Raw genomic sequence first — 20,564 nt, 5'->3', positions numbered from 1 at the left:
GGGACATTGCATTGGTGGCTACCTAGGGCAATTCCAGGAAAAGTGCGCAGTGCTTTTCCGTCCGGAATTGCGTGAAAACAAAGAGCTAGAGCGGTTCAGATATTCCGTGAAAAACTGAACCGCTCTAGTCGTCGGCGAGTTTACCCGAGAGCGTCGACGCCAGGTCGCGGATACCGTTGCTGGTCAGCGAATCCTCGTGCCAGCCGTCGATGTCGACCACCATGCAGTCCTCTCCGACCGCATCACCCCATCCAAAGCGCATCTTGCGCGCCCGAGGATTGGTCGCACTGCTTCGAAGCAGAACGACACTCTCATCCTTTGTCTGTGGCGGCTTGTAGCGACGCGCTGCCATCACCAGCAATTTGGTAACGGCCTCGTTCGCCTCCTCTTCAGGCGAGTATTGACCGGCCTTGACGCCAAAGATCCTCAGAAGCGCCAGTGAGACTTCGAACTCCTTGAGATAGTCGATCAGCCGGATACGGCGGGACAGCAGTTTCCGGGTGAAATAGGCAAGACGCTTGCGCCGCCGCTCCCGGTGCCATCGCGCTTGTTCCCGCTTGGGCAAGGAGGCGAAGTAGCCTGGAGCCCAGGCATCGATGATGGCCGTGACGCCGACATCCATGCCTCTTTCGCGCAGTTGCCGGCTGAGTTCCATCGCAAGGACGCCATTGACGCAGAGCCCGACGATGGCAATGCGGCCCACGGCCTTGCCGATCTGCATGGCATCGATCGCATGGCTGGCGATATCCTCGATGCTGAGACGATCCAGGCCGCCCGTCAGATCCGCATGGAACATGTTGACGTTGTATACCGAGATCTCGTCCGGCAATTCATTGGCAAGGCGGTAGTACAGGAATGGATGGTTGAGGGTATAGACCGCGCCGGTTCCTGCGCCATGTTTGCAGGTAATCAGCTCCCACGGGTTTACTGCTTTTTCCCGCGGTTTCTCGATCTCCTCGCTATCGAAGATCGCAGCTGCAAAGCCCGCAAACGTCGGCTGTTTGAATAAAAGCTGCAATGTCGGGCTTGCATCGAATCTGGCGCGTGTTTCCGATAGTAGCCGGAGCGCGAGAAGCGAGTGGCCACCGAGCGCGAAGAAATCATCATCCGGGCGTATTTGCGGAACCTGTAGGACTTCCTTCCAGATTTCAGCAAGCGCTTCCATTCGCGTATTCGGTGGCGATTTGCCTGTGACGGCGCCATCCATCGGCGCAGTCTTGGTGGAAGCTGCCAGGTGCCGTTCCGGCGCAACGAGCGAAGAAAGCGGCGCCTCAGGGCGATCGAGAGCAATTTCATAAGCGTTCCTCCATAGTTGCAGGAGGCTTTCGATGGTGCTGGCTTCGAACAGGTCGGCATTGTATTCGATCGACATGCGCCAGCCGGTCGGCCGTCCGATCATGATGAAGCTGAGGTCGTAGATGACGCCGGGGGATTGCGAGGGCGAGCTGATCAGCTCGAAGCTGCCGTAGCGACGATCCTCGAGAAAGGCCTTTTGCAGATTGAAGTTGACCGAGATCAGCGGGTTGCGAGCCGGATCGCGCACCGGATTGACCAGTTCCACGAGCTTGTTGAACGGCATGCGCTGATGGTTCAGCGCTCCTTCGATTGTCGCGCTGACGAAACGAATATGCTCCGCAAAGGTGACATCGGAGCCGAAATCGAAACGCAGCACCAGATTGTTGATGAAGACGCCGATCATATCCTCCAGATCGCTATGTTCGCGGCCGGCGATCTGCGAGCCGAAGAGCACGGTCGGGGCCTCGGTCAAGCGATGAAGGGCTGCACTGAGGACGGCGGCGCCGAAACTATATTGCGAGACGCAATGCGCGCGCGCGGCCGCATCCATGCGGTCGGTGAAGGCGGGTGGCTGGACAATGGAGAGAATATCGCCGCGATTGGTTTTGACCTGACCGCGAGGCCGGTCGGAAATGACTTCGAAATAAGGGGCATCGAGCAGAGTTTCGCGCCAGAAGGTTTTTTCCGTCTCGAAGCCGTAGCTTTGCAGATATTCCTGCTGCCAGAGGGCGTAGTCGCCATATTGCAAGGGCAGCTCGGGCAGGGCCGGTGCACGCCCGGCATCGATGGCTGCAGCTATTTCGCCGACCTCCCGCCCGAGGACACGGATGGACCAGCCGTCAAAGCAGCTTTGATGAGCGGTAATCAGCAGGAAGCCGCGCTCGTTTTCGGCCATCAGCAGTGTGACGCGGAACAGGCCCGGCATGCTGAGATCGAATGGCGCCTGCGCCGTCTCCTCGCCGATCGACAGGATCCGTGCCTGGCGCTGTTCCGGCGGCATGCCGCGCAGATCAATCACCGACATCTTGAAGTTGACGTCGCTGACGGCCTGCTGGAAGGGCCTGCCGTTCCTCTCGATAAAGCGCGTTCGAAGGATCTCGTGACGCTGAATGATCTTTCGAAAGGCTGCCTCAAGGGTCGAGACCCTGAATACCCCCCGGATCTCCCACCGGACCGCGACATTGAGTGCGGGGTTGCCGGGATTGAGCTGATCGAGAATCCAGCAGCGCAGCTGTGTCTGCGTACACGGAAATTCACCGATGATCTGCGGTTCGGCAAGCGAACCGCTTGGACTGTTATCGACTGTACTCATAGAGATGCCCCCAGGCCGCGGCGCGCGCCGTTACGAAAATCTCGCAGTGATGGAATGTGGAGATGCACGGGATCGGATGGTTCCTCTCCCTGGGCGTCGGCAAAGGCGGCCAGCGCGGCAATCGTCGGATGGCGCAATAGATGTTTTGCCTCGAGCGGCAGCCCGTTGTCGCGCATGCGGGCAGCGATGCGAAATATGGCAAGTGAATCGGCGCCCAGCGCGTAGAGATTGTCGTCAATGCCGATGTCGCCAAGGTTCAGCACGTCCTGCCAGATCGCCAGCAGCCGTTGTTCCATCTCGGTTTTCGGCTGGACCTTGGTTGGTGCCGCACCACGCTGCGGCACACCGCGCTGCTGCAAGGTCTTGCGGTCGAGCTTCCCGTTGCCGGTTTGCGGCAGCTCGCTTTCCATCACCCAGAAGCTCGGCACCATATGCGTCGGCAGATTGGCTTTGGCATGTGCCGCGATATCGGCTGCAAGCGCATCGCCGCCCTCCGCAGCCGGCACGATGTAGCAGACCAAGGAACGATCGCCCCTGGCGTTTTCAGCGACGACGGTCGCACATTGGCGCACACCTTCCACCTTGGAGATGACGGCCTCGATGTCGCCGAGCTCGATGCGGAAGCCGCGCAGCTTGATCTGCTGGTCACGCCGCCCCAGCAGCTGCAGCGACCCATCGGCAAGCCGCCGTCCGACATCGCCGGTCTTATAAAGCCGCATCGGCCTGCCGATAGCAAAGCAATGCGGAACGAAAGCTTTCTCCGTCAGATCGAGACGATCGAAGTAGCCCTCGGCAAGCCCGTCGCCTCCGATGTGCAGTTCGCCAATGACGCCGACCGGCGCGATATTCTCGCTCTGGTCGAGGATGAAGAGCTGGGTGTTGGCGATCGGATGGCCGATCGTGATCGGCTGATCGGCGTCCGTGATGCGCTGCAGCGACGACCAGATCGTCGTTTCCGTCGGACCGTACATGTTCCAGAGCTCGCCGCCGATCTGAAGCAGGGAGCGTGCCAGTTCCTTCGGCAGGGGCTCGCCGCCGCAGAGCATTTTCAGCGCCGGCCGGTCCTTCAGGCCCGCCTCCACCAGCATCTGCCAAAGCGTGGGCGTTGCCTGCAGCACCGTGGCGTCGTGGTCGCAGACGAGCTTTGCGAGAGCGAAACCGTCTTGCACCTGGCTGCGGCTGGCGATGACGACCTTACCGCCCGATATCAGTGGCAGGTAGAGTTCCAACCCCGCTATGTCGAACGAGATCGTCGTGACTGCGACCAGCGTATCTTCTGCACTAAAGCCCGGTTCCTTCGCCATGGAGAGCAGGAAGTTTGTCAGGGACCGATGCGAGACCTCCACGCCCTTCGGCATACCGGTCGAACCGGATGTGAAGATGATGTAGGCCGATGCTGTGGTATCGACGGGCAAGGTCTTCAGCGGGAGGCCGGTCATCGAGTTGATCGCCTTGGCATCCTGATCGAGCCGGATAACAGGGATATCCGTCGCTGCCAGCCGGGCCATCTCGTCGCTGTCGCAGATCAGGCTGCGGATGCGGGCGATTTCCAGCGTCTGCCGCAGGCGCGGCTCCGGATGCGCCGGATCCATCGGCACGTAGGTATGCCCCGCCTTCATGACGGCAAGGAGGGCGACGATCATGTTCAGTGACCGTTCGACCAGGATGGCGATGCGCTGACCCGGGTCCGGAAGCGCCATCTGGAGGTAGAGGGCCAGCTGGTTCGATCGGCTTTCCAGTTCGCCATACGTGATCGACTGGCCGTCATGTTGAGCAGCAACGGCATCCGGATGTTCGGCTGCGCGCTTGGAGAAGAGCGAGAAGACGAATTGATCGTGATCGTAAGGCATTGCCGTCCGATTGAGATCGTCGACCAGCCAGGACTTCTCCGCCGCGGAAAGCAGCGGCAGCTCGCCGATCTTGTGATCCATATCCTTGGCCAAGGCTGCCGCCAGCGTCGAGAAATGGCCGATCCATCGTTCCACGGTCGTGCGGTCGAAGACATCGGCGTTGTAGTCGACATCGATGCGGATGTGGTCGCTCGCTTCGATCATGTTGAAGAACAGGTCGAAGTTGGAGAAGGCTTTTGCGTTCGGTTCGATGGTCGGCTTGAGGCCGCCAAAGGACGATCCACCGGCCATGCGCTCGAGGTTGAACTGGATTTCAGTAAGCGGCAGGCGGCGTGGATCACGCTTGGTATCCAGTTTGCGCACCAGCGTGCCGTAGGTGTAATCCTGATGTTCAAAGGCCTGGAAGACGAGCTGCTGCGTTGCTTTCAGGTGCGCCGCAAACGGTTCCGTCAGCGATACGGCCTGACGCAACGGCAGCAGATTGACGCAATGGCCAACGAGGATCTGGCCGTCAAGCAGGCTTTGACCGGCCGAGGGGATGGCGATGACGATATCATCCTGGCCCGATAGCCGTGATACCATCACCTGGAGCGTCGCGAGCAGGGTCGAAAATAGCGTGGCGCCCGACTTCGCCCCTCTTTTCTTCAGCGTCTTGTAGACGTCGGCGCCGATGTAGCCGGTGCAGCTTCCGCCGGCAAAGCTGCGATATTCCGGCCGCGGGCGATCCAGCGGCAGATCGGGAAGATCGGGAACCGTCTTGAACTGATCGAGCCAGAATTGCTCGGTCGTCTGCGATTTCTCCGGCCTGGGTGAAAGGTCGGTCGAATAGGTGGCGAAGGAAAGCGCCGGCTGGAATTCCGGAACATTGCCGGCCTTATAGGCCTCGTAGGCCGTCGCCAGCTCTTCGACGAAGGTATTGATCGACCAGCCGTCGCAGATGATGTGATGAGCCGTGAAGACCAGCACATGCTTTTCTGGCGTCAGCTTGACGATGCTCGCGCGAACAAGAGGCCCGTTGATGAGGTCGAAGGGGGTACGCGCTTCGTCGTCAATGACGTCGGCGAGGCCTTTCTCATCGAGACCCTCGAGGATCGGCAGGTCGGGCTTGAAGTCCGGGATGAACTGGAAATGCTCGCCGCCACGGTCGAAGCGAATGTGAAACGCATCATGGCGGGCGATGACGGCGTCGAAAGCCTTCCGGATGGCTTTTTCATCCAGCTGCCCCTCCAGCGTCAGCGAAAAGGATTCATTGAACGAGCAGGAGGCTTCGTCGCCCGCCTGGGCCGCAAGCCATATTTCCGTCTGCGCTTCCGTCAGTGGCGCGGATTGCGGCCTTGCGACAGATGCCTCTATCGGCATCGGGGATAGGGTTGGCTCCTTGACCGCGGTGAATATTCCGACCGCCTGCATAGCGTCCAGACTGTCGCGGAAGGCTTTCGCGATGGAGCGGAAGTCGTCCTCGCTGTGCGCTGTCGTCAGAAAGCAGGGGTAACCGTCCTGTATATGGACGCCATTCAGCCGCATCTGCGCATAAAACAGCGCGCCAAGCGGGTCCTGGCTGGAGAAGTCGGTGGCAAACCAGCTCTTGTAGCCATGAACGACATCGGCGATGCCGCGTCTGGCGAGATCGGCTTTGATCTCGGCCACGAGTGCCTCCGTTCGCTGGGCGACACGGTCGTAGAGGGCGGAGCCTTCTCCCTTGATATGATGCAACACGGCTTCGGCGGCGGCGAGCACCAGCGGATGGCGGACGAAGGTGCCGGCAAAGAATGTCGGTGCCGTCATGGGAACGGAATTGTCGCCGTAGGTCCAATGGCCGCCGTCGAGTGCATCCATGAAACGCGGGCTGCCGACCAGCACGCCGATCGGCATCCCGCCGCCGACGACCTTGCCATAGGTCGCCATGTCGCCTTTGACGCCCCAGATCGCCTGCATCCCGCCCGGATCGACGCGGAAGCCGGTGACGACCTCATCGAAGACGAGGGCGAATTCCGACTTGGTGGCGATATCACGCAATTCCTGGACGAATTCGCGCGGCTGCAATTCCGGATGACGGCTCTGGATCGGCTCGATGATGACGGCCGCTATATCGGCTGCGTTTGTGCGGATGAAATCGAGGCTTTCCGGCGCACCGTAGCGCAGGACCGTCATGTTCGACACGGAGGCCAATGGAATGCCGGAGGCGACCGGCAGAGCAATCGGCTTGTCGGCGCGATTGCGTCCCTTGACCAGAACCTCGTCGAACTGGCCGTGATAGTCGTTGGCAAAGACCACGACCCGATCGCGGCCAGTGACGGCGCGCGCCAGCCGCATCGCGGCCATGACGGCTTCCGAGCCGGTGTTGCAGAAGGTCACCCGATCATGGCCGGTCACTTCGGCAATCATCTTGGCAACATCGCCGGCAAGCGGCGTCTGCGGACCGATGGCAAATCCACGGTCGGCTTGAGCCTTGACGGCGTCGATCACGAAATCAGGCGCGTGGCCGAAGGCCGTCTGTCCGAAGCCGTTGACCAGGTCGACATACTGGTTGCCGTCGATATCCCAGATATAGGCACCTTTGGAGTGATCGCAGACGATCGGGAACACCATCTCTTTCCAATCCGCCCGGAAGCCGGATGCCGAGCGGGGATCGGCCAGGTGTCCGCGATGGCCCTGTGTGAACGACTTGGACTTGGCGTTCTTGGTTTCATAGGCCTTGGTGAGATTGGTGATGAAATCCTGTTTGGCGGCGGAAATCTCGGAGGTCACGCTCTTGGCGTTCGGGCGATAGAGCTTGATGCGTTCGGTGCCGAAATCGCTTTCGGCAGGTGCTGCGGGAGCTACCGGAGCCGACGGGGAGGAGAGCTGGCTTGCTGCAGCTTGCGGCGCCGGCACGACGGGTGCTGCGGGCAGCACACTTGGTACTGCGGCAGCAGGAGCTCCGCCTTGCATGGCCTGCAGCATCAGTAGCTGCTGGGAAAACAGCGTTTGCGCCATCTGGATCTGGGATTGCAGCACCGTCGCAAGATCCGATACCCCGGCCGGTATCGATGCGACCTGCGGAGCAGGCACCATGATTGGCATCGGTGCCGAAACCGGCATGGCTGGCATCGATGCAGCAGCGATGGGGGCCGCGGGCAATGGTTCTGCTATTTTTACGGCATCCGGTGGCATTTGCCGATCGAGATAGACAGCCAGGTCGGCAACGGAGGGAATATCGCTCAGCAGTTCCCGGAAGGAGATCTTGACTTTGAAGTCTTTCTCGATGCGCTGAGCGAACTGGCCGACGAAAAGCGAGTCGAAGCCGAGCTCGAGGAAGGTTGCTGCTCGCTCGTCCGGCCCGAGCGTTTCGCCCGACATGTCGCTGAGCAAGGTCAGAAGAGCCGTTTCCAATTGCGGCAGACGGTTGGAGGTGGGAATGGGTGCTGCAACATTCATTGCTCGATTCTCCCCGGTAAGGTTGACGTCAGAGACAAGGGGTTCGGCGACCGGCCGATTGTCGGTTTCGGCATGCGGGCGCTGGGTCGATGCACGGCGGGCGGGTGGCGGGGCATCGATCCAGTGGCGCTGCCGCTGGAAGGGATAAGTTGGCAGGGACAGCCGCTGCCGTGCGGCGGAAGGATAGGTTGGCCAGTTGAGACGGCAGCCGGCCATCCATAGCTTGCCATGAGCTTCGCCAAGAGTTGCCGCTGCGGCGGATGCCCGATCATGTTCGGGCAGGCTTTGTACGACTGCGGCAAGACCGTCTCGTGCGATCGTCTGTGCGGCAAAGACCGACAGCGTACGCCCTGGCCCCACTTCGAGAAGAACCGGCTTGCGGTCGCGGCAAAGTGTGGCAAGCCCGTCGGCAAAGCGAACAGCGTCGCGGCAATGCATGGCCCAGTAATCCGGGGAGGTTGCGGATTCGGCGGTCTGCCAATCGCCCGTGACACCGGAGATGAAGGGGATGGTGGCCGTGCCGTAGGTCACCTTCTCGGTCTCCTGGCGCAGTGCCAGAGCCGCATCGTTCATCATCGCGGAATGGAAGGCGTGCGATGTGTGCAGCCGGCTGAAGGCGATCTCAGCTTCCGAAAGTGCTGCGCAAACCGTCTCGATATCGGCAAATGGACCGGAGATGACGCAAAGTTTCGGGGCGTTGATTGCGGCGATCTCCACCGCGCCGTGCAGATAGGAGGCCGTCGTTGCGGCATCGGCGCGAACGGATACCATCGCGCCTTGCGGCTGATGCTGCATCAACCGGCCGCGATTGGCCACAAGACGGAGACCGTCTTCGAACGAAATGACGTTGGCGAGCGTAGCGGCAACAAACTCGCCAACGCTGTGACCGATCATGGCGTACGGCTTGACGCCGCGGCTGAGCCACAATCGGGCAAGCGCATATTCGACAAGATAGAGGCAGGGCTGCGCGATGCGGGTTTCGCGCTGCTCGTCGGTGATGGCCTGCGTCGCTGAGCCGGTGTGGCAGATGTAGTCGCGCAGATCGAGCCCGAGCGTCATCTTCAAAAGCTCGGAACCGCGATCGATCCAGCGCGCAAACTCCGGTTCCGAACGGTAAAGCCCGGCACCCATGCCGACATATTGCGCGCCCTGACCGGGGAACATGAAGGCGACGGACGGCTGATCGGCGGCGACGAGGGGCTGGTAGCTCTCCGTCGTCAGCTTGAGGATCGCTTCCTCGATATTTTCGGCGGCAACGGCCAGCCGGTGGCCGAACTCGCGTCGTCCGGTTTGAAGTGTGTGAGCCAGTTGCGCCATCGAAAGCTTCGGATTTTCGGCGAGATGGTCGCTCAGATTGGTGCGCATCTCGGCAAGCGCCTGCTTGTTGCGGGCCGAAAGGGGGAGAATGTAGTGGCCCTCTACCTCTTCCGACTTAGCCGGCGGGTAGGGGGGCTCCTCCAAAACGACATGAACATTTGTTCCGCCTACGCCGAAAGCGCTGACACCCGCTCTTCGCGGCGTTTGTCCCTGCGGCCACTCGGTTGCCGTTGCCGGAATGTAGAAAGGGCTCTTCTCAAGATCGATGCGCGGATTGGGCTGGTGATAATTCGGCATGGGCGGGATTTTCCCGCTACGCAGAGCCAACGCCGTCTTGATGAGGCCTGTCACGCCGGCTGCCGCGTCGGTATGGCCGATGGTGCCCTTGACCGATCCAAGCGCACAGCGGGCCGATCCCGACGGGTCCTGCGCGAAGGCGCGCGTCAATCCGTTGAATTCGATGGGGTCGCCGAGCGGTGTCGCCGTGCCGTGGCATTCGATATAGCCGATGGTCGAGGGATCGACGGCCGCATTGGCGAGAGCCGTGGCAATCGCTTCGGCCTGGCCTTCCACACTCGGCGCCGTGAAGCCGACCTTGTCGCTGCCGTCATTGTTGATGCCATAGCCGCGAATGACCGCATAGATGTGATCGCCGTCCTTGAGCGCGTCCTCATACCGCTTCAGGAGGACGACGCCCGCCCCGCTGGCAAAAACCGTTCCCGCTGCGTTGGCATCGAACGGCCGGCAGGTTCCATCGGGTGAGGCCATCCCGCCTTCCTGGTAGATATAGCCGCGCTTTTGCGGAATGGTAACGGAAATGCCGCCGGCCAGAGCCATGTCGCAGCTATAGGTCAGCAGGTTCTGGCATGCCTGGGAAACCGCGAGGAGCGAGGTTGAGCAGGCGGATTGCACTGTGAAAGCTGGACCGCGCAGGTTGAATTTATAGGCGATGCGGGTCGCCAGCGTGTCGTTGAGCGCGCCGACAAGCTCATGGAAGCAGCCGATCTGGTAGTTCGATGTGAACTCTTCCGCCTTGGCGCGATCGCGCAGAACATTGTTGATCAGGTAGGTCGGCATCGAAGAGCCGGCGAAAACCCCGATCAGGCCGTCATAACGCTGCGGATCGTAACCGCCGTCCTCGAGGGCTTCCCAGCATATTTCGAGGAAGATCCGGTGCTGCGGATCGGTAATGGCGGCTTCGCGCGGAAACATGCCGAAGAACTCGGCGTCGAACATATCGGCACCGTCGAGATGGGGCCTTGCGGCGACATAATTCGGCTGTGCCCGCTCCTCGTCGGTAAACGCGTCTTCGATCTCATCCGGTGAGAAAAGCGAAAATGCGTTCTTTCCTTCGAGCACGAGCTGCCAGAGCGCCTGCACCGAGGGGGCGCCGGGAAAACGGCCGGACATGCCGACAATGGCGATGTGCCCGGAAATTTGCTCGCTCAGGTCCTCATTGTCTTCGAAATCACGCTGTTTGCCATTGTCCTGGTGATTCCCTTTCATAAGGAGCTCCTGCGGATATGAGAGATCGCTTTTTTCTGCAGCGCGGCACGCTGCGCCGCGGCGGCAAGACGGGTTGGGCCGGATGTGCGGCCATCCAGGTGAAGCGCCAGTTCGCGAATGGTTGGATGACGCAGCAACGCAACCACGTCGATCGCGTGACCGAGCGCCTCTTCGAGACCGGCATGAATTTCCATCAGCTGAAGGGACGTGCCGCCAAGATCGAAGAAGTTCCGGTCGAGATCGACGCCTTCGAGCGCCAATGCGTCTTGCCATAGCGCCGTCAGCAGCTCCTCCGTCCGGCTCCTGATATCTGCAGGCTTCGTCTGGGTTTCGACCGGAGGCGGCAGCAATTTCGAACGATCGACTTTGCCGGCCGGCGTCAGCGGCAGGGCATCAACGATGACCGTGGCATTCGGGATCATATAGGCGGGAAGAGCCGCGCGCAGTGTCGTCATGACGCCTTGCGCCAGATCGGCGCCGGCGCCCACATGGCTTTCCTTCGGGCACAGATAGGCAACGATGCGCTTGAGGTTCTCGCCCTGTATGTGGCAAAGCACGATGCCGTCGGCAAGGCGTGGATCGCGGCGGAGCGCGGCCTCGATCTCATCGAGTTCGATGCGCTTGCCGTTGATCTTGATCTGCCGGTCGCGGCGTCCCTTGAAGGTGACGGTGCCGTCCGGCTTCAGGCAGGCCACGTCACCCGTCAGATAGAAGCGTGTTGCGCCATCCTTGATTTCGACCGTGACGAATTTCTGTTCCGTCAGCTCCGGCCGCTTGAAATAGCCGATGGCGAGCCCGTCGCCCGATATCGCCAATTGGCCTTCAATGCCTGCAGGAACGACACGCAGTTCCTCGTCCAATATCGCTACACCGGTATGAGCGATTGCCTTGCCGATCGGCAGCTCGGTGCCCGAAAAGCTCGGCAGAACCTGAAAAGCGGTGGCAAAGACCGTTGTTTCGGTCGGCCCATAGGCATTGGTGAGCTTGCAGCCGGGATAGTGCTCCAGAAAACGGCGGGCGTGGACGGCCGAGCCGACATCGCCTCCGAAGAGGATATGGCGAAGCCTCGGCAGGGTCGCGCGGGCATGATCGGCGAAGAGATTGAACAGCCCGGTCGTCAGGAAGGCGATAGTGACACCCGTCTCCTGCATGAAGTCGGACAGCCGTGAAATCGAGAAATCGGTATCGGGCATGACTGCCAAAGTGCTGCCATTGAGGAGCGCACCCCAGATTTCGAGTGTCGATGCGTCGAAGGAGATGGTGGCCGTGTGCAGGACGACGTCATTACGGTGGAATTCGACATAGTTCTGATCGAGAACGACCCGCGAAATACTGCGATGGCAGATCATCGTCCCCTTGGGCCGCCCGGTCGAGCCGGATGTGTACATGATATAGGCAAGATCGCCGCCCGTTATCTCGATGGACGGCATGGTTGCGCCGGGCCGATGCGCCATTTCCGTGATAATGGCATCCGCTTCGATGACCCTGCCGTTCATGCTCGGCACGCTGGCCAGCTTCTCGCCATGGGGGGAGTCGACGAAAATGACCTTGGGAGCACATTCTGCGATGACGAAGTCGAGATGCTCCACGGGAAAGGCTGGATCGAGCGGGAGATAGGCGCCGCCGGCCTTCAGTATGGCCAAGGTACAAATGATCGCATTGATGCTGCGCGGCAGAAAGAGGCCGACAATATCGGCCTTGTGGACGCCTACCTTTATCAAGTGCAACGCCAGCGCATCGGATATGCGATCAAGGTCACGATACGTGATACGAGTGTCGCCGGAAACAAGAGCTGTTGCCTCCGGTGCTGCTCTGGCTTGTTCGCGCAGCATTTGCTGAAGGCAAAGATTGCGATCGTAATGCATGCTTGCTGCGCCAATTGCGTCTGCCTGCGCCTCGCGGTCAATCATTATCGCTCTCCGGGTTGTCCTGCGATGGATGACGGCATGTTGCGAAATGCTTCGTCGTCGATCGCAGAATTTCACGCTGGAGCAAAAGCACCAGCTGGTCATTGGGATGATTGTCCGCACCACCGAAAGTCGTAAGTCATAAGGGCGCGTAGCCATTTTGTCGGAGAGGTCCGCCATGGCGGCCGCAACCCGGCCGAAAGCATTATGCACGGCATCAATCCTGCCCATCGGGCGAAGGCCACGTAGTCGCTGCGGTTCGGGAGGAATTGCCGGAGAGCTCGATGATGCAGAAGCTATTTGAACTGATAGGCTCTGACGTAATCGACGAACATGAAGGATGGGTCGGCGGCAGCCATCCTGGATATGCCGTCGACGATACCGAGGTCGATGAGCATATACATCGGCTGGCGATGTTCCGGCGGAATTTTGGTTTTCCAGACGAGATTACCGTCGAAATACATGCGTATGAAATCGGAATCGATCTTCACGCCATAGGTGTGCAAATCAGCGGGACTTGCAGTGGCAAACACATTGATGCGGGAAAAGGCAGAATCGTGCCGCCCATCCCGATGCCAGACATGTACCGTTGAAGAGTAGGCAGCGGGCTTATCGCCATAATATTCGATAACATCTATTTCGGCGGTAGCCTTTGAGCGATCTTTGCCGATAAGCCAGAAGGCTGGCCAGACACCTGGGCCATCCGGCAATCGCGCCCGCATCTCGAAGTAGCCATATTGCTGAGAAAAACCATTTCCATGCTCATCGACAGAGGCAATCAAGCCGGAGCGCCATAGACCTTTGCTGTCACGTGCAGCAGTAATACGCAACATCCCGTCCTGTATTGCGAAGGGGAAGTCGCCGCTCGGATCCGAGAAGCGAGCGCCGCCGAAGTCGCCATTCCATGGTGTATGGGAAATCCAGCGGGTACCAGGACCCCAGGCGGAGATGCTGAGATCGTTGAAAGCATCCTCGAAGGTGAGTGTCATGCTGCTGACATCAAGCGTATCGCCGGTATCACCGGCGCGAACAATTCCTACATCCATGATCGAAATTAATGCAGCCGCAATTGACGCGCGAAGAAACACGCGGCGGTTGCTCATGCATCGAACATTAGATATCGGCGAGAACTGATCCATGCATGTAAGCATGAACGGTACAATTTCTGCGGTATAGAACGTATTTCGGCCAGGACGTCCACCAAAAGGCTTAGGCGCGGCGGAAATACAGCTGCATGGTGCCGTGATAGCTTGCGGCAACATTGAGGCAGAACAACCGGATTGCCAGACATGAATGCCATGGGGCTCGTAACGCTGATTGTAGGAGTTGTTGCGCTGACCGCGCCTGTGCGATGGTCGTTCATCATCATGGTTTTGTCGACGGTATTCGGTGCGGCTGCAGCCTTCAGCCTACCCGGTCTTGGCGGTGCGTCGGTACTCGTTCCAAGCCTGTTTCTGATATTCTTCGCTGCACGGTTGTTTGCGGCCTACGGAGAGGGACCGTTCCTCGGCGCCCTGGCTCCCTGGCGTCCAGGTTTCTTTCTGCTGCTTCTGACGGCCTTCGGCGTCTTCTCGGCGATTTTCTTCCCGCGCATGTTCCAAGGCATGACGCAGACGATGACGGTTGAACGATCGATTGGGGCACATAGCCTGATTGCGCTGGTGCCGCTGCGTTTCTCCTCAAACAATATCACTCAATCGGTCTACGCGGTGGGCGGCCTCATCTGCTTCATAACGACCTTTGCCTTTTTTCGGCGTCAGGGCACGCCTTCGGCCTTTATCAACGGCATGCTGGTCGTCGTCGGTGTCAATCTCGGCTTCGCGCTCGCCGATATAGTGACCCATTTCACCCATACGGACTTTCTGCTGAGTTTCGTGCGGACAGCCAATTACGCACTCTTGACCAATGCCGAAAAGGGCGGGCTGAAGCGCATTTCAGGAACTTTTCCCGAGGCCTCGGCCTTTGCCGATTTTACGCTCGTGCTTTTTGCCATCGTCACCAGCCTCTGGCTTGGAGGTATTCGTTCGAAGGTCACCGGTACTTTCGCGGGTCTGCTGCTGGTTGCGCTGATCCTATCGACGTCGGCGACCGCACTTGTCGGGCTCGCGGCCGTCCTGCCGATCCTCAGCCTGCAGTCATTTCTGGCCTCCCGTCGCGAGCCTGGTGCGGGCCGGCCCGTTCTGATCGTGTCCATTCTGGCGAGCATGCCGCTCGTCATCTTCTTCGTTCTCATCGTCATGCCGGATCTCGCGCATAATCTGCATGATTTTCTGGACGAGATGCTCTTTTCGAAGGCCGATAGCCAGTCGGGACGCGAGCGCTTCATGTGGAATGCCATGGCTTACCAGGCCTTTCTGGACACGAGCGGCTTCGGTGCCGGCCTCGGGAGCGCGCGTGCGTCGAGCTTCGGTCTGGTGCTGCTGTCCAATATCGGCATCTTCGGCACGCTGCTCTTTGCAATGTTCGTCGCTCGGCTGCTCATGACCGACATGCGCGCCTCGCATCCATCATCGCGGGAAGCCGCTGCGGTTCTGCGCGCCGCCAAGGCAGGGATCATCACGGTTCTCATTTCTGCGGCCACGTCCGGTACGGTGTATGATCTCGGACTGGTGTTCTACATCCTCGCTGGCAGCATTTCCGCGCTCAGTGCCGGAGCACGGCAGATCCGGAGCGACTACAGCCCGCAGCTGCGCACCATCGGAGAGCTGCAATGAGGATTGTCGTCTTCAACGTCAAATACAGCGAAAACCTCGGCGATGGGCTGCTTGCGGAATGCGTCGAATCCGCCCTGGCGAGCGGCAGGGATGAGATCGAAGTGGAGACGATCGACCTTGCCGGGCGACAGGCCTTCGCGACAGGCCATGGCGGCCGCAGACGGCTCGTGCTGGGATTGCTCCATCGACTGCCCGCAGGCGCCCGTCGGCGGCTTGTTCGCGCAGTACTGGAGCGCAGGCTACGCGCGCTTCGCGGACAATGGGAAGAGAAGGTTGCGGTTGCCGATGCCGTCGTGATCGGCGGCGGGAACCTGTTTCAGGACGATGATCTCAATTTCCCGCTGAAGATCGGTGCTGTGCTCGATTGTGTCGTACGGTACGATCGGCCCCTGGCAATCTATGCGGTTGGGGTCGGCGGCCATTGGTCGGAGCCTGCATATCATCTCTTTGCCCGATTGAAGCAGGCGCGCCTTGTTCATCTTTCCGTGCGGGATGGCTTTGCGCAGGATACCTGGCGCGAGCACTTTCCCGATGGACCCGGTGCGAAGATCGTGCGTGATCCCGGACTGCTGATCCAGACCTTGCCGGGGCATGAAGGCGTGCGTGTTCCGTCCAAAGGCCCTTTGACTATAGGTCTCTGCGTCACGGATCCTATCGTCCTGCATCGGCATGGTGCCGTTCAGACCGATGGTATCCCCTTTGCCGATGTTGAAGCTTACCGGGATCTGATCGAGCTTCTCCTGGATGACGGCCAGCATGTGGTCTTGTTCTGCAACGGAGCCAAAGAGGATCAAGCCTTTGCGGAGCGTATCGGCGCTTCGGTCGCCAAGCATCGTACCGTCTCGTCCGGCACTCTTGATATTTCCAGACGGCCGCGGCTTCCGATCGATCTCATCCAGATCATTCAGTCGCTGGATGTGGTTCTGGCTCACAGATTGCACGCATGTATTGCCGCCTATGCCCTCGGAATTCCACATGTCGGCTTGGCTTGGGACAAGAAGGTCGAAGGCTTCTTCAATTCCGTCGGGCGCGAAACCTACTTCATAAAGGGGGCATCGCCGCCGCCGAAGCACGTCGCCCTGTTACTGAAGGCAGCACAGCAGGAAGGCATAGAGGCTCGCCGCCATCACGACACGATTTCGGAAGCCCGCGCCGGAATCTCCAACATGCGGCGACATCTGGTCGAGCGCGACCAATGCGCTATGTCGCGAATATAGCTGCACGTAAAACGATACAAGAGACTCTTAGTATAGAATTTGTGACACTGACGGAAATACTAAAAAATATACATAAAAATGGCGAATTTTGTCCCGCTATGGCGGTAAAAATTCGAGGAACAACGGATATCGATTTGCAATAAAGACATCGCGGATTTTCTATGGTATTAAATACTTGGAACTCACGAAAAATATATTTTCGAATGGCCCATAAAGCATTCGAAATATGCTTTTCGTCCGAGGGGATGACGGCATGGCAGCGCAGCTTTCAATTGAGCATATTCGCAGCCTCGGTGGTGTAGCGCGGACCTTTGTTGCAGGTAGTGCGATCTGCGACTACGACAGCGATACGCCGCGCCTTCTCTTTGTGCTCGATGGGTGGGCCTCGTGCAGCAAGATGCTGCCGAACGGCACGCGCTTCATGACGGAATTCGTGTTGCGTGGCGATATGATTTCGACATCCCTGACGGCGCTTTCGCGCGAGACCGTGCGGGCGATCACCAATGTCACGGTGATGGTCTTCCCGGACTTCACCTCTCTGCCGAAGATCGAAGCGCCAACGTTTTTTTATCGTATCGTCATTGCGGAACTGGTGCGACATCAGGCGCGCATGTCGGAGAGGCTCGCCAATATAGGGCGCCGCGACGCTCTGGAGAAAACCGGCTACCTGCTGCTCGAGCTCGGGGCACGCATCGGCACCTCGCGAGACTATGCAAACGCAGAATATTTCGATTGTCCTTTGACCCAGGCGGATATTGGTGACGCGGTCGGCCTGTCGACCGTGCACATCAACCGCGTCCTCAGGGACATGCGTGAGGCGGGCCTGTTGTCCTTCCGCAACGGCATTGTCGCCTTTCTCGATCGGCCGCGTCTCGCCGATCTCGTCGACTTCGACGAGTCCTGTTTCGACACAACTATGGTTTGAACAATACTTTGTCTCCATTACTAATGGAGCAAGAAAGAATTATTTTATCCAATATTTAAATTCATTATTAACATATGTTAATGCGCGGAAAAACAAAATAAGCAATTACTACGGTAACATAAACCTAAAAAGAGGGGAGAGATATGGGAACTCAAGAAAAGCCTCGGCTTAAACGGATGTTATTCTCTTTAAATCGAGTAAATACTCTAATAGTTGCAAGAAATACAAAGGCCATTTTAAAAGTTGGGGGTAACGGCCATGATTGGACAATCGCTCACAAGTGAAAAATTCACGTCAGACACGGGCGCACGCATCATTTCAGTTCGGACATCCGACACGTTGAGACCATTCATCGCATCCGGCGCGCCCGGGATCGATGAATGGGAAGACTATATTCTTCTCATAGATTCTCGCGCTCTCGATCGCGAGTGCCTGTCGAAAAGTCTGACCGAATGCGACAGCGCCATGCATATCGTCACGGTGGGCTCGCTCGACGAATGGCAGATGCGCAATATGCAAGTATTACCGTCCGCGGTTCTCTTCATGATCGGCGGCCGCAAGGTTTCCGACGCGGATGTGAGTGCCAAGATCTGCGCTCTGGTGGAAAGATTCCAGACGAGCCCGGTGATCGTGGGCGCTGATGGCGACGAACTCGCACAATTGCTGCATGCGCTGGAATGCGGCGCCCGCGGCTACATCCCGACCAGCGTCGGAATCAAGGTTGCCGCCGAAGCGGTAGCTCTCGCCCGGGCGGGCGGTGTTTTCGTACCGGCAAGCAGTCTGCTGGCTGCCAAGGAGGCGATCGCACCCGTGGCCAGCCGCAACTGCTGCCTCGACAGCCTGTTTACACCGCGCGAAGTCGTCGTCGCGGAGGCTTTGAGGCGAGGCAAGGCAAACAAGATCATCGCCTATGAGATGGATCTTTGCGAGAGCACGGTCAAAGTGCACATTCGCAATATCATGAAGAAGCTGAATGCGACGAACCGGACGGAAGTTGCCTACAAGATCCGGGAACTCGTTCGGTAATAGGTCGGCCGCGGCCGTCGATCATGTAAAGAATGCCGGGAAGCGCCGTGTCGCTCCAGCTAGAAGCTATCGGCCCCGGCGCCGACGCAGCAAGTGCCCTGTAGGGCAGGCTCGCAAAGCCCCGGCTCTGGAAGCTGCGGTCAGTTGATGGAAAAGTGACGGCGGCTGATTGCCGCCGAAAGATCACAGGCAAAGGCCGAGATTCCCCCCATGTTCGAACTGCGTTGCCGGGACCTTGAGGGACCGGCCGCAAACATGTTTTCCCAAGGTTTGAGCTTTGTGTCATGGGCGCGACGAGCGGGGCAATATCCTCACCCGCTACGACAGAATCTCGAAGAACGACCGCATCCGATAAATGGCAATATTGTCTGGCGGCCGAAGTTCATCAGGCTTGGGCAGTTCCAGAAAAAGGGAAGTGGTTTGGCGTCGGCAACTGCGTGAAAGCGATGGGATTAAGGGGTTCCCCCGCTCCGTCCAAAGCGGAAATGCTCTCGATCAGCGTTGGGCGACGCGCAGGGAAGCGATCTCCGCGGGTTTGTCGTCGATGATCGCGCTGACGGTCAGGAGGCCCGGCTGGCGCAATCTCAGCGGTGAAAAGACAAGGCTGGCACCGACGACGACATTGATCGGGATATCGCTCGTCTCCGCATCCTCCACGACATCCTTCTGCTCGCTGAGCTGGGCGGCGTCCAATCGCTCCTCAAGAAGCGGCTGCCGGTCGCCGGGCGCAGTGCAGCGCAAAACGATCGATCGGTAGGGTTCCGTCGCCAGAGTGATCAGATTCACATGCACGCAGAACTTCGGCAGTGAAAAGGGAAATTCCGGCAGCATCAGCACGCCGCTATAGACGCCGATGAAACTGAGCTTTTCGCCGATTTCGGTGCGAACGTCGTCGCAAAAGATGCAATATCCATAGCGCATGGTTTCAATCGTCCCGATCGTTGTTGCCGCGAGCAATTATTGTGCGGATGGCCCTTGAAGAGCTCCAGGAAACGGCTCCGCCGGAACGAACGGGATGGATAGCTGCCCGCGTCTCCGGTTCGGAGAGGTAACTGCCGTCTGCTGCCGACCCCTTGGGATCGCACAGCTCAATGTGGATCTCTTTGTCGAGCGCCCATGCGAGATCCGCAATCGAACGAAGCGGAAGCTCTGTCTGCCCGCAGAGATAACGGTTCAGATCCTTTCGGCTGACGCCGACCAATTCAGCAAGTCGCTGCTGAGTAAACCCTTTCTGTGACCGCCTTTCGAGGACGGCGGCAGCCAGGTCACTGCGAACATTCGCGATGAAACGGCTGGCCGCCCGCGCCCGCGCCCCTATCTCAAACCGAAATGACATCTTCCGGATTTACTCCCTCTACGCACAACGCATCATCCACACCAAGCGTGCGGCGCAATCGGCGCACCTCCAGCCGATAGCCGCGGTAAAGATCATGGTCCTTCACATGATCGGCCCAGTCTCCAAAGACAGCGACAAAACAGTCACGCATGGCGAACCAGCCGAATATGCGGAAATCGACGGTCTTCAATTCCCAAACCGCATTTCGTTCGACCCGGATTGCCCGGTATTGTCTGCAGTGAATGAGCGGTTTCCCTGAAACGAATGTATAGAAAAGAAAATCCAGCTGCTCGACGGGCCTGAGGACAGCACCGAGCGACGATGGTTCGTCCTTGCTTACGCGTTCACTCAACCAGTTCACAAAGCTTGGCGTCGCGAAAAGCAGTCGCTTGGGTGACTGCTTTCGACCAAGCTGAATCTCAACTTTAACGATTGCTTCGGATGCCACGAGACTGTCAAACGTAGCCATAGCTGTCAACTAATCCATTATCATGTGGCAAGCCTTTCATCGAAGCTATCTATGGGTAGCATGAATTGCTGCACACTTGGATTGTATTTATCTAGCTTTCATATGGGTTAGGATGCCTAATCAATGAAGAGTATAGCTCATACGTCATAGCGATACACATCTAATCCGTTACTCATTTCGAGGTAGGCGATTTCTATTTCTCATAGACCTGCGTTGCTGTCTTAGTCCGAACGGTTCTCTTGTTCGGCTCTCCTTCCGCAGCCTATTAAAAA

11 protein-coding genes are annotated in these 20,564 nt (G+C 58.8%); 4 read left to right on the top strand and 7 right to left on the bottom strand.

The features are described from left to right. Positions 1-124: 124 nt before the first annotated feature. The 4 genes from GA0061103_RS20010 to GA0061103_RS19995 all read right to left on the bottom strand — a co-directional run bounded on the left by GA0061103_RS20010 (position 125) and on the right by GA0061103_RS19995 (position 13,708). On the bottom strand, positions 125-2,608 hold the full coding sequence (locus GA0061103_RS20010; RefSeq protein ID WP_092714149.1) for a condensation domain-containing protein: 2,484 nt from the start codon (positions 2,606-2,608) through the stop codon (positions 125-127). Continuing rightward, positions 2,605-10,698: a hybrid non-ribosomal peptide synthetase/type I polyketide synthase gene (locus GA0061103_RS20005; protein WP_092714147.1), complete on the bottom strand. Its 8,094-nt coding sequence runs from the start codon at positions 10,696-10,698 to the stop codon at positions 2,605-2,607. Before GA0061103_RS20005 ends, GA0061103_RS20010 begins: the two co-directional genes overlap by 4 nt. After that, positions 10,695-12,608, bottom strand: coding sequence for a non-ribosomal peptide synthetase (locus tag GA0061103_RS20000; RefSeq protein ID WP_092714145.1), 1,914 nt, complete (start codon positions 12,606-12,608; stop codon positions 10,695-10,697). The genes GA0061103_RS20005 and GA0061103_RS20000 overlap by 4 nt, the downstream gene beginning before the upstream one ends. A gap of 293 nt (positions 12,609-12,901) precedes the next feature. Next, positions 12,902-13,708, bottom strand: a complete 807-nt coding sequence (locus GA0061103_RS19995) for a glycoside hydrolase family 16 protein (protein ID WP_092714143.1) — start codon at positions 13,706-13,708, stop codon at positions 12,902-12,904. Positions 13,709-13,894: 186 nt separating this feature from the next. Here GA0061103_RS19995 and GA0061103_RS19990 point away from each other — a divergent pair, with 186 nt between their 5' ends. The 4 genes from GA0061103_RS19990 to GA0061103_RS19975 all read left to right on the top strand — a co-directional run bounded on the left by GA0061103_RS19990 (position 13,895) and on the right by GA0061103_RS19975 (position 18,487). Next, complete coding sequence (locus GA0061103_RS19990) at positions 13,895-15,319, top strand: hypothetical protein (RefSeq protein WP_245304813.1); 1,425 nt, start codon at positions 13,895-13,897, stop codon at positions 15,317-15,319. Further along, positions 15,316-16,536, top strand: coding sequence for a polysaccharide pyruvyl transferase family protein (locus tag GA0061103_RS19985; protein WP_092714141.1), 1,221 nt, complete (start codon positions 15,316-15,318; stop codon positions 16,534-16,536). The genes GA0061103_RS19990 and GA0061103_RS19985 overlap by 4 nt, the downstream gene beginning before the upstream one ends. 253 nt (positions 16,537-16,789) lie before the next feature. Beyond that, positions 16,790-17,461, top strand: a complete 672-nt coding sequence (locus tag GA0061103_RS19980; RefSeq protein ID WP_162747797.1) for a Crp/Fnr family transcriptional regulator — start codon at positions 16,790-16,792, stop codon at positions 17,459-17,461. A gap of 258 nt (positions 17,462-17,719) precedes the next feature. After that, positions 17,720-18,487, top strand: a complete 768-nt coding sequence (locus GA0061103_RS19975; protein WP_092714137.1) for a response regulator transcription factor — start codon at positions 17,720-17,722, stop codon at positions 18,485-18,487. Between the two features lie 495 nt (positions 18,488-18,982). Here GA0061103_RS19975 and GA0061103_RS19970 read toward each other — a convergent pair whose 3' ends face one another. Genes GA0061103_RS19970 through GA0061103_RS19960 form a run of 3 tightly spaced genes read right to left on the bottom strand, consistent with a single transcriptional unit; the run spans position 18,983 to position 20,292 of the window. Then, positions 18,983-19,408 carry a DUF6941 family protein gene (locus GA0061103_RS19970; protein WP_092714135.1) on the bottom strand — a complete coding sequence of 142 codons (426 nt, stop codon included), beginning with the start codon at positions 19,406-19,408 and terminating at the stop codon, positions 18,983-18,985. A 4-nt stretch (positions 19,409-19,412) separates the two neighbouring features. Continuing rightward, on the bottom strand, positions 19,413-19,823 hold the full coding sequence (locus tag GA0061103_RS35675) for a helix-turn-helix domain-containing protein (protein ID WP_092714133.1): 411 nt from the start codon (positions 19,821-19,823) through the stop codon (positions 19,413-19,415). Then, positions 19,807-20,292 carry a hypothetical protein gene (locus tag GA0061103_RS19960; RefSeq protein ID WP_092714131.1) on the bottom strand — a complete coding sequence of 162 codons (486 nt, stop codon included), beginning with the start codon at positions 20,290-20,292 and terminating at the stop codon, positions 19,807-19,809. The genes GA0061103_RS35675 and GA0061103_RS19960 overlap by 17 nt, the downstream gene beginning before the upstream one ends. Positions 20,293-20,564 lie beyond the last annotated feature (272 nt).

The organism is Martinezella multihospitum, assembly GCF_900094585.1.
GTDB lineage: Bacteria > Pseudomonadota > Alphaproteobacteria > Rhizobiales > Rhizobiaceae > Rhizobium > Rhizobium multihospitium.
Note: the sequence above shows the minus strand (reverse complement) of the source record. Positions and strands in the feature narration are given on the sequence as shown.

Excerpts from the sequence above, each read along its gene's own strand:
- GA0061103_RS20010 (WP_092714149.1), bottom strand. The coding sequence starts at position 2,608 with ATGAGTACAGTCGATAACAGTCCAAGCGGTTCGCTTGCCGAACCGCAG.
- GA0061103_RS20005 (WP_092714147.1), bottom strand. The coding sequence starts at position 10,698 with ATGAAAGGGAATCACCAGGACAATGGCAAACAGCGTGATTTCGAAGAC.
- GA0061103_RS20000 (WP_092714145.1), bottom strand. The coding sequence starts at position 12,608 with ATGATTGACCGCGAGGCGCAGGCAGACGCAATTGGCGCAGCAAGCATG.
- GA0061103_RS19995 (WP_092714143.1), bottom strand. The coding sequence starts at position 13,708 with ATGAGCAACCGCCGCGTGTTTCTTCGCGCGTCAATTGCGGCTGCATTA.
- GA0061103_RS19990 (WP_245304813.1), top strand. The coding sequence starts at position 13,895 with ATGAATGCCATGGGGCTCGTAACGCTGATTGTAGGAGTTGTTGCGCTG.
- GA0061103_RS19985 (WP_092714141.1), top strand. The coding sequence starts at position 15,316 with ATGAGGATTGTCGTCTTCAACGTCAAATACAGCGAAAACCTCGGCGAT.
- GA0061103_RS19980 (WP_162747797.1), top strand. The coding sequence starts at position 16,790 with ATGGCAGCGCAGCTTTCAATTGAGCATATTCGCAGCCTCGGTGGTGTA.
- GA0061103_RS19975 (WP_092714137.1), top strand. The coding sequence starts at position 17,720 with ATGATTGGACAATCGCTCACAAGTGAAAAATTCACGTCAGACACGGGC.
- GA0061103_RS19970 (WP_092714135.1), bottom strand. The coding sequence starts at position 19,408 with ATGCGCTATGGATATTGCATCTTTTGCGACGACGTTCGCACCGAAATC.
- GA0061103_RS35675 (WP_092714133.1), bottom strand. The coding sequence starts at position 19,823 with ATGTCATTTCGGTTTGAGATAGGGGCGCGGGCGCGGGCGGCCAGCCGT.
- GA0061103_RS19960 (WP_092714131.1), bottom strand. The coding sequence starts at position 20,292 with ATGGCTACGTTTGACAGTCTCGTGGCATCCGAAGCAATCGTTAAAGTT.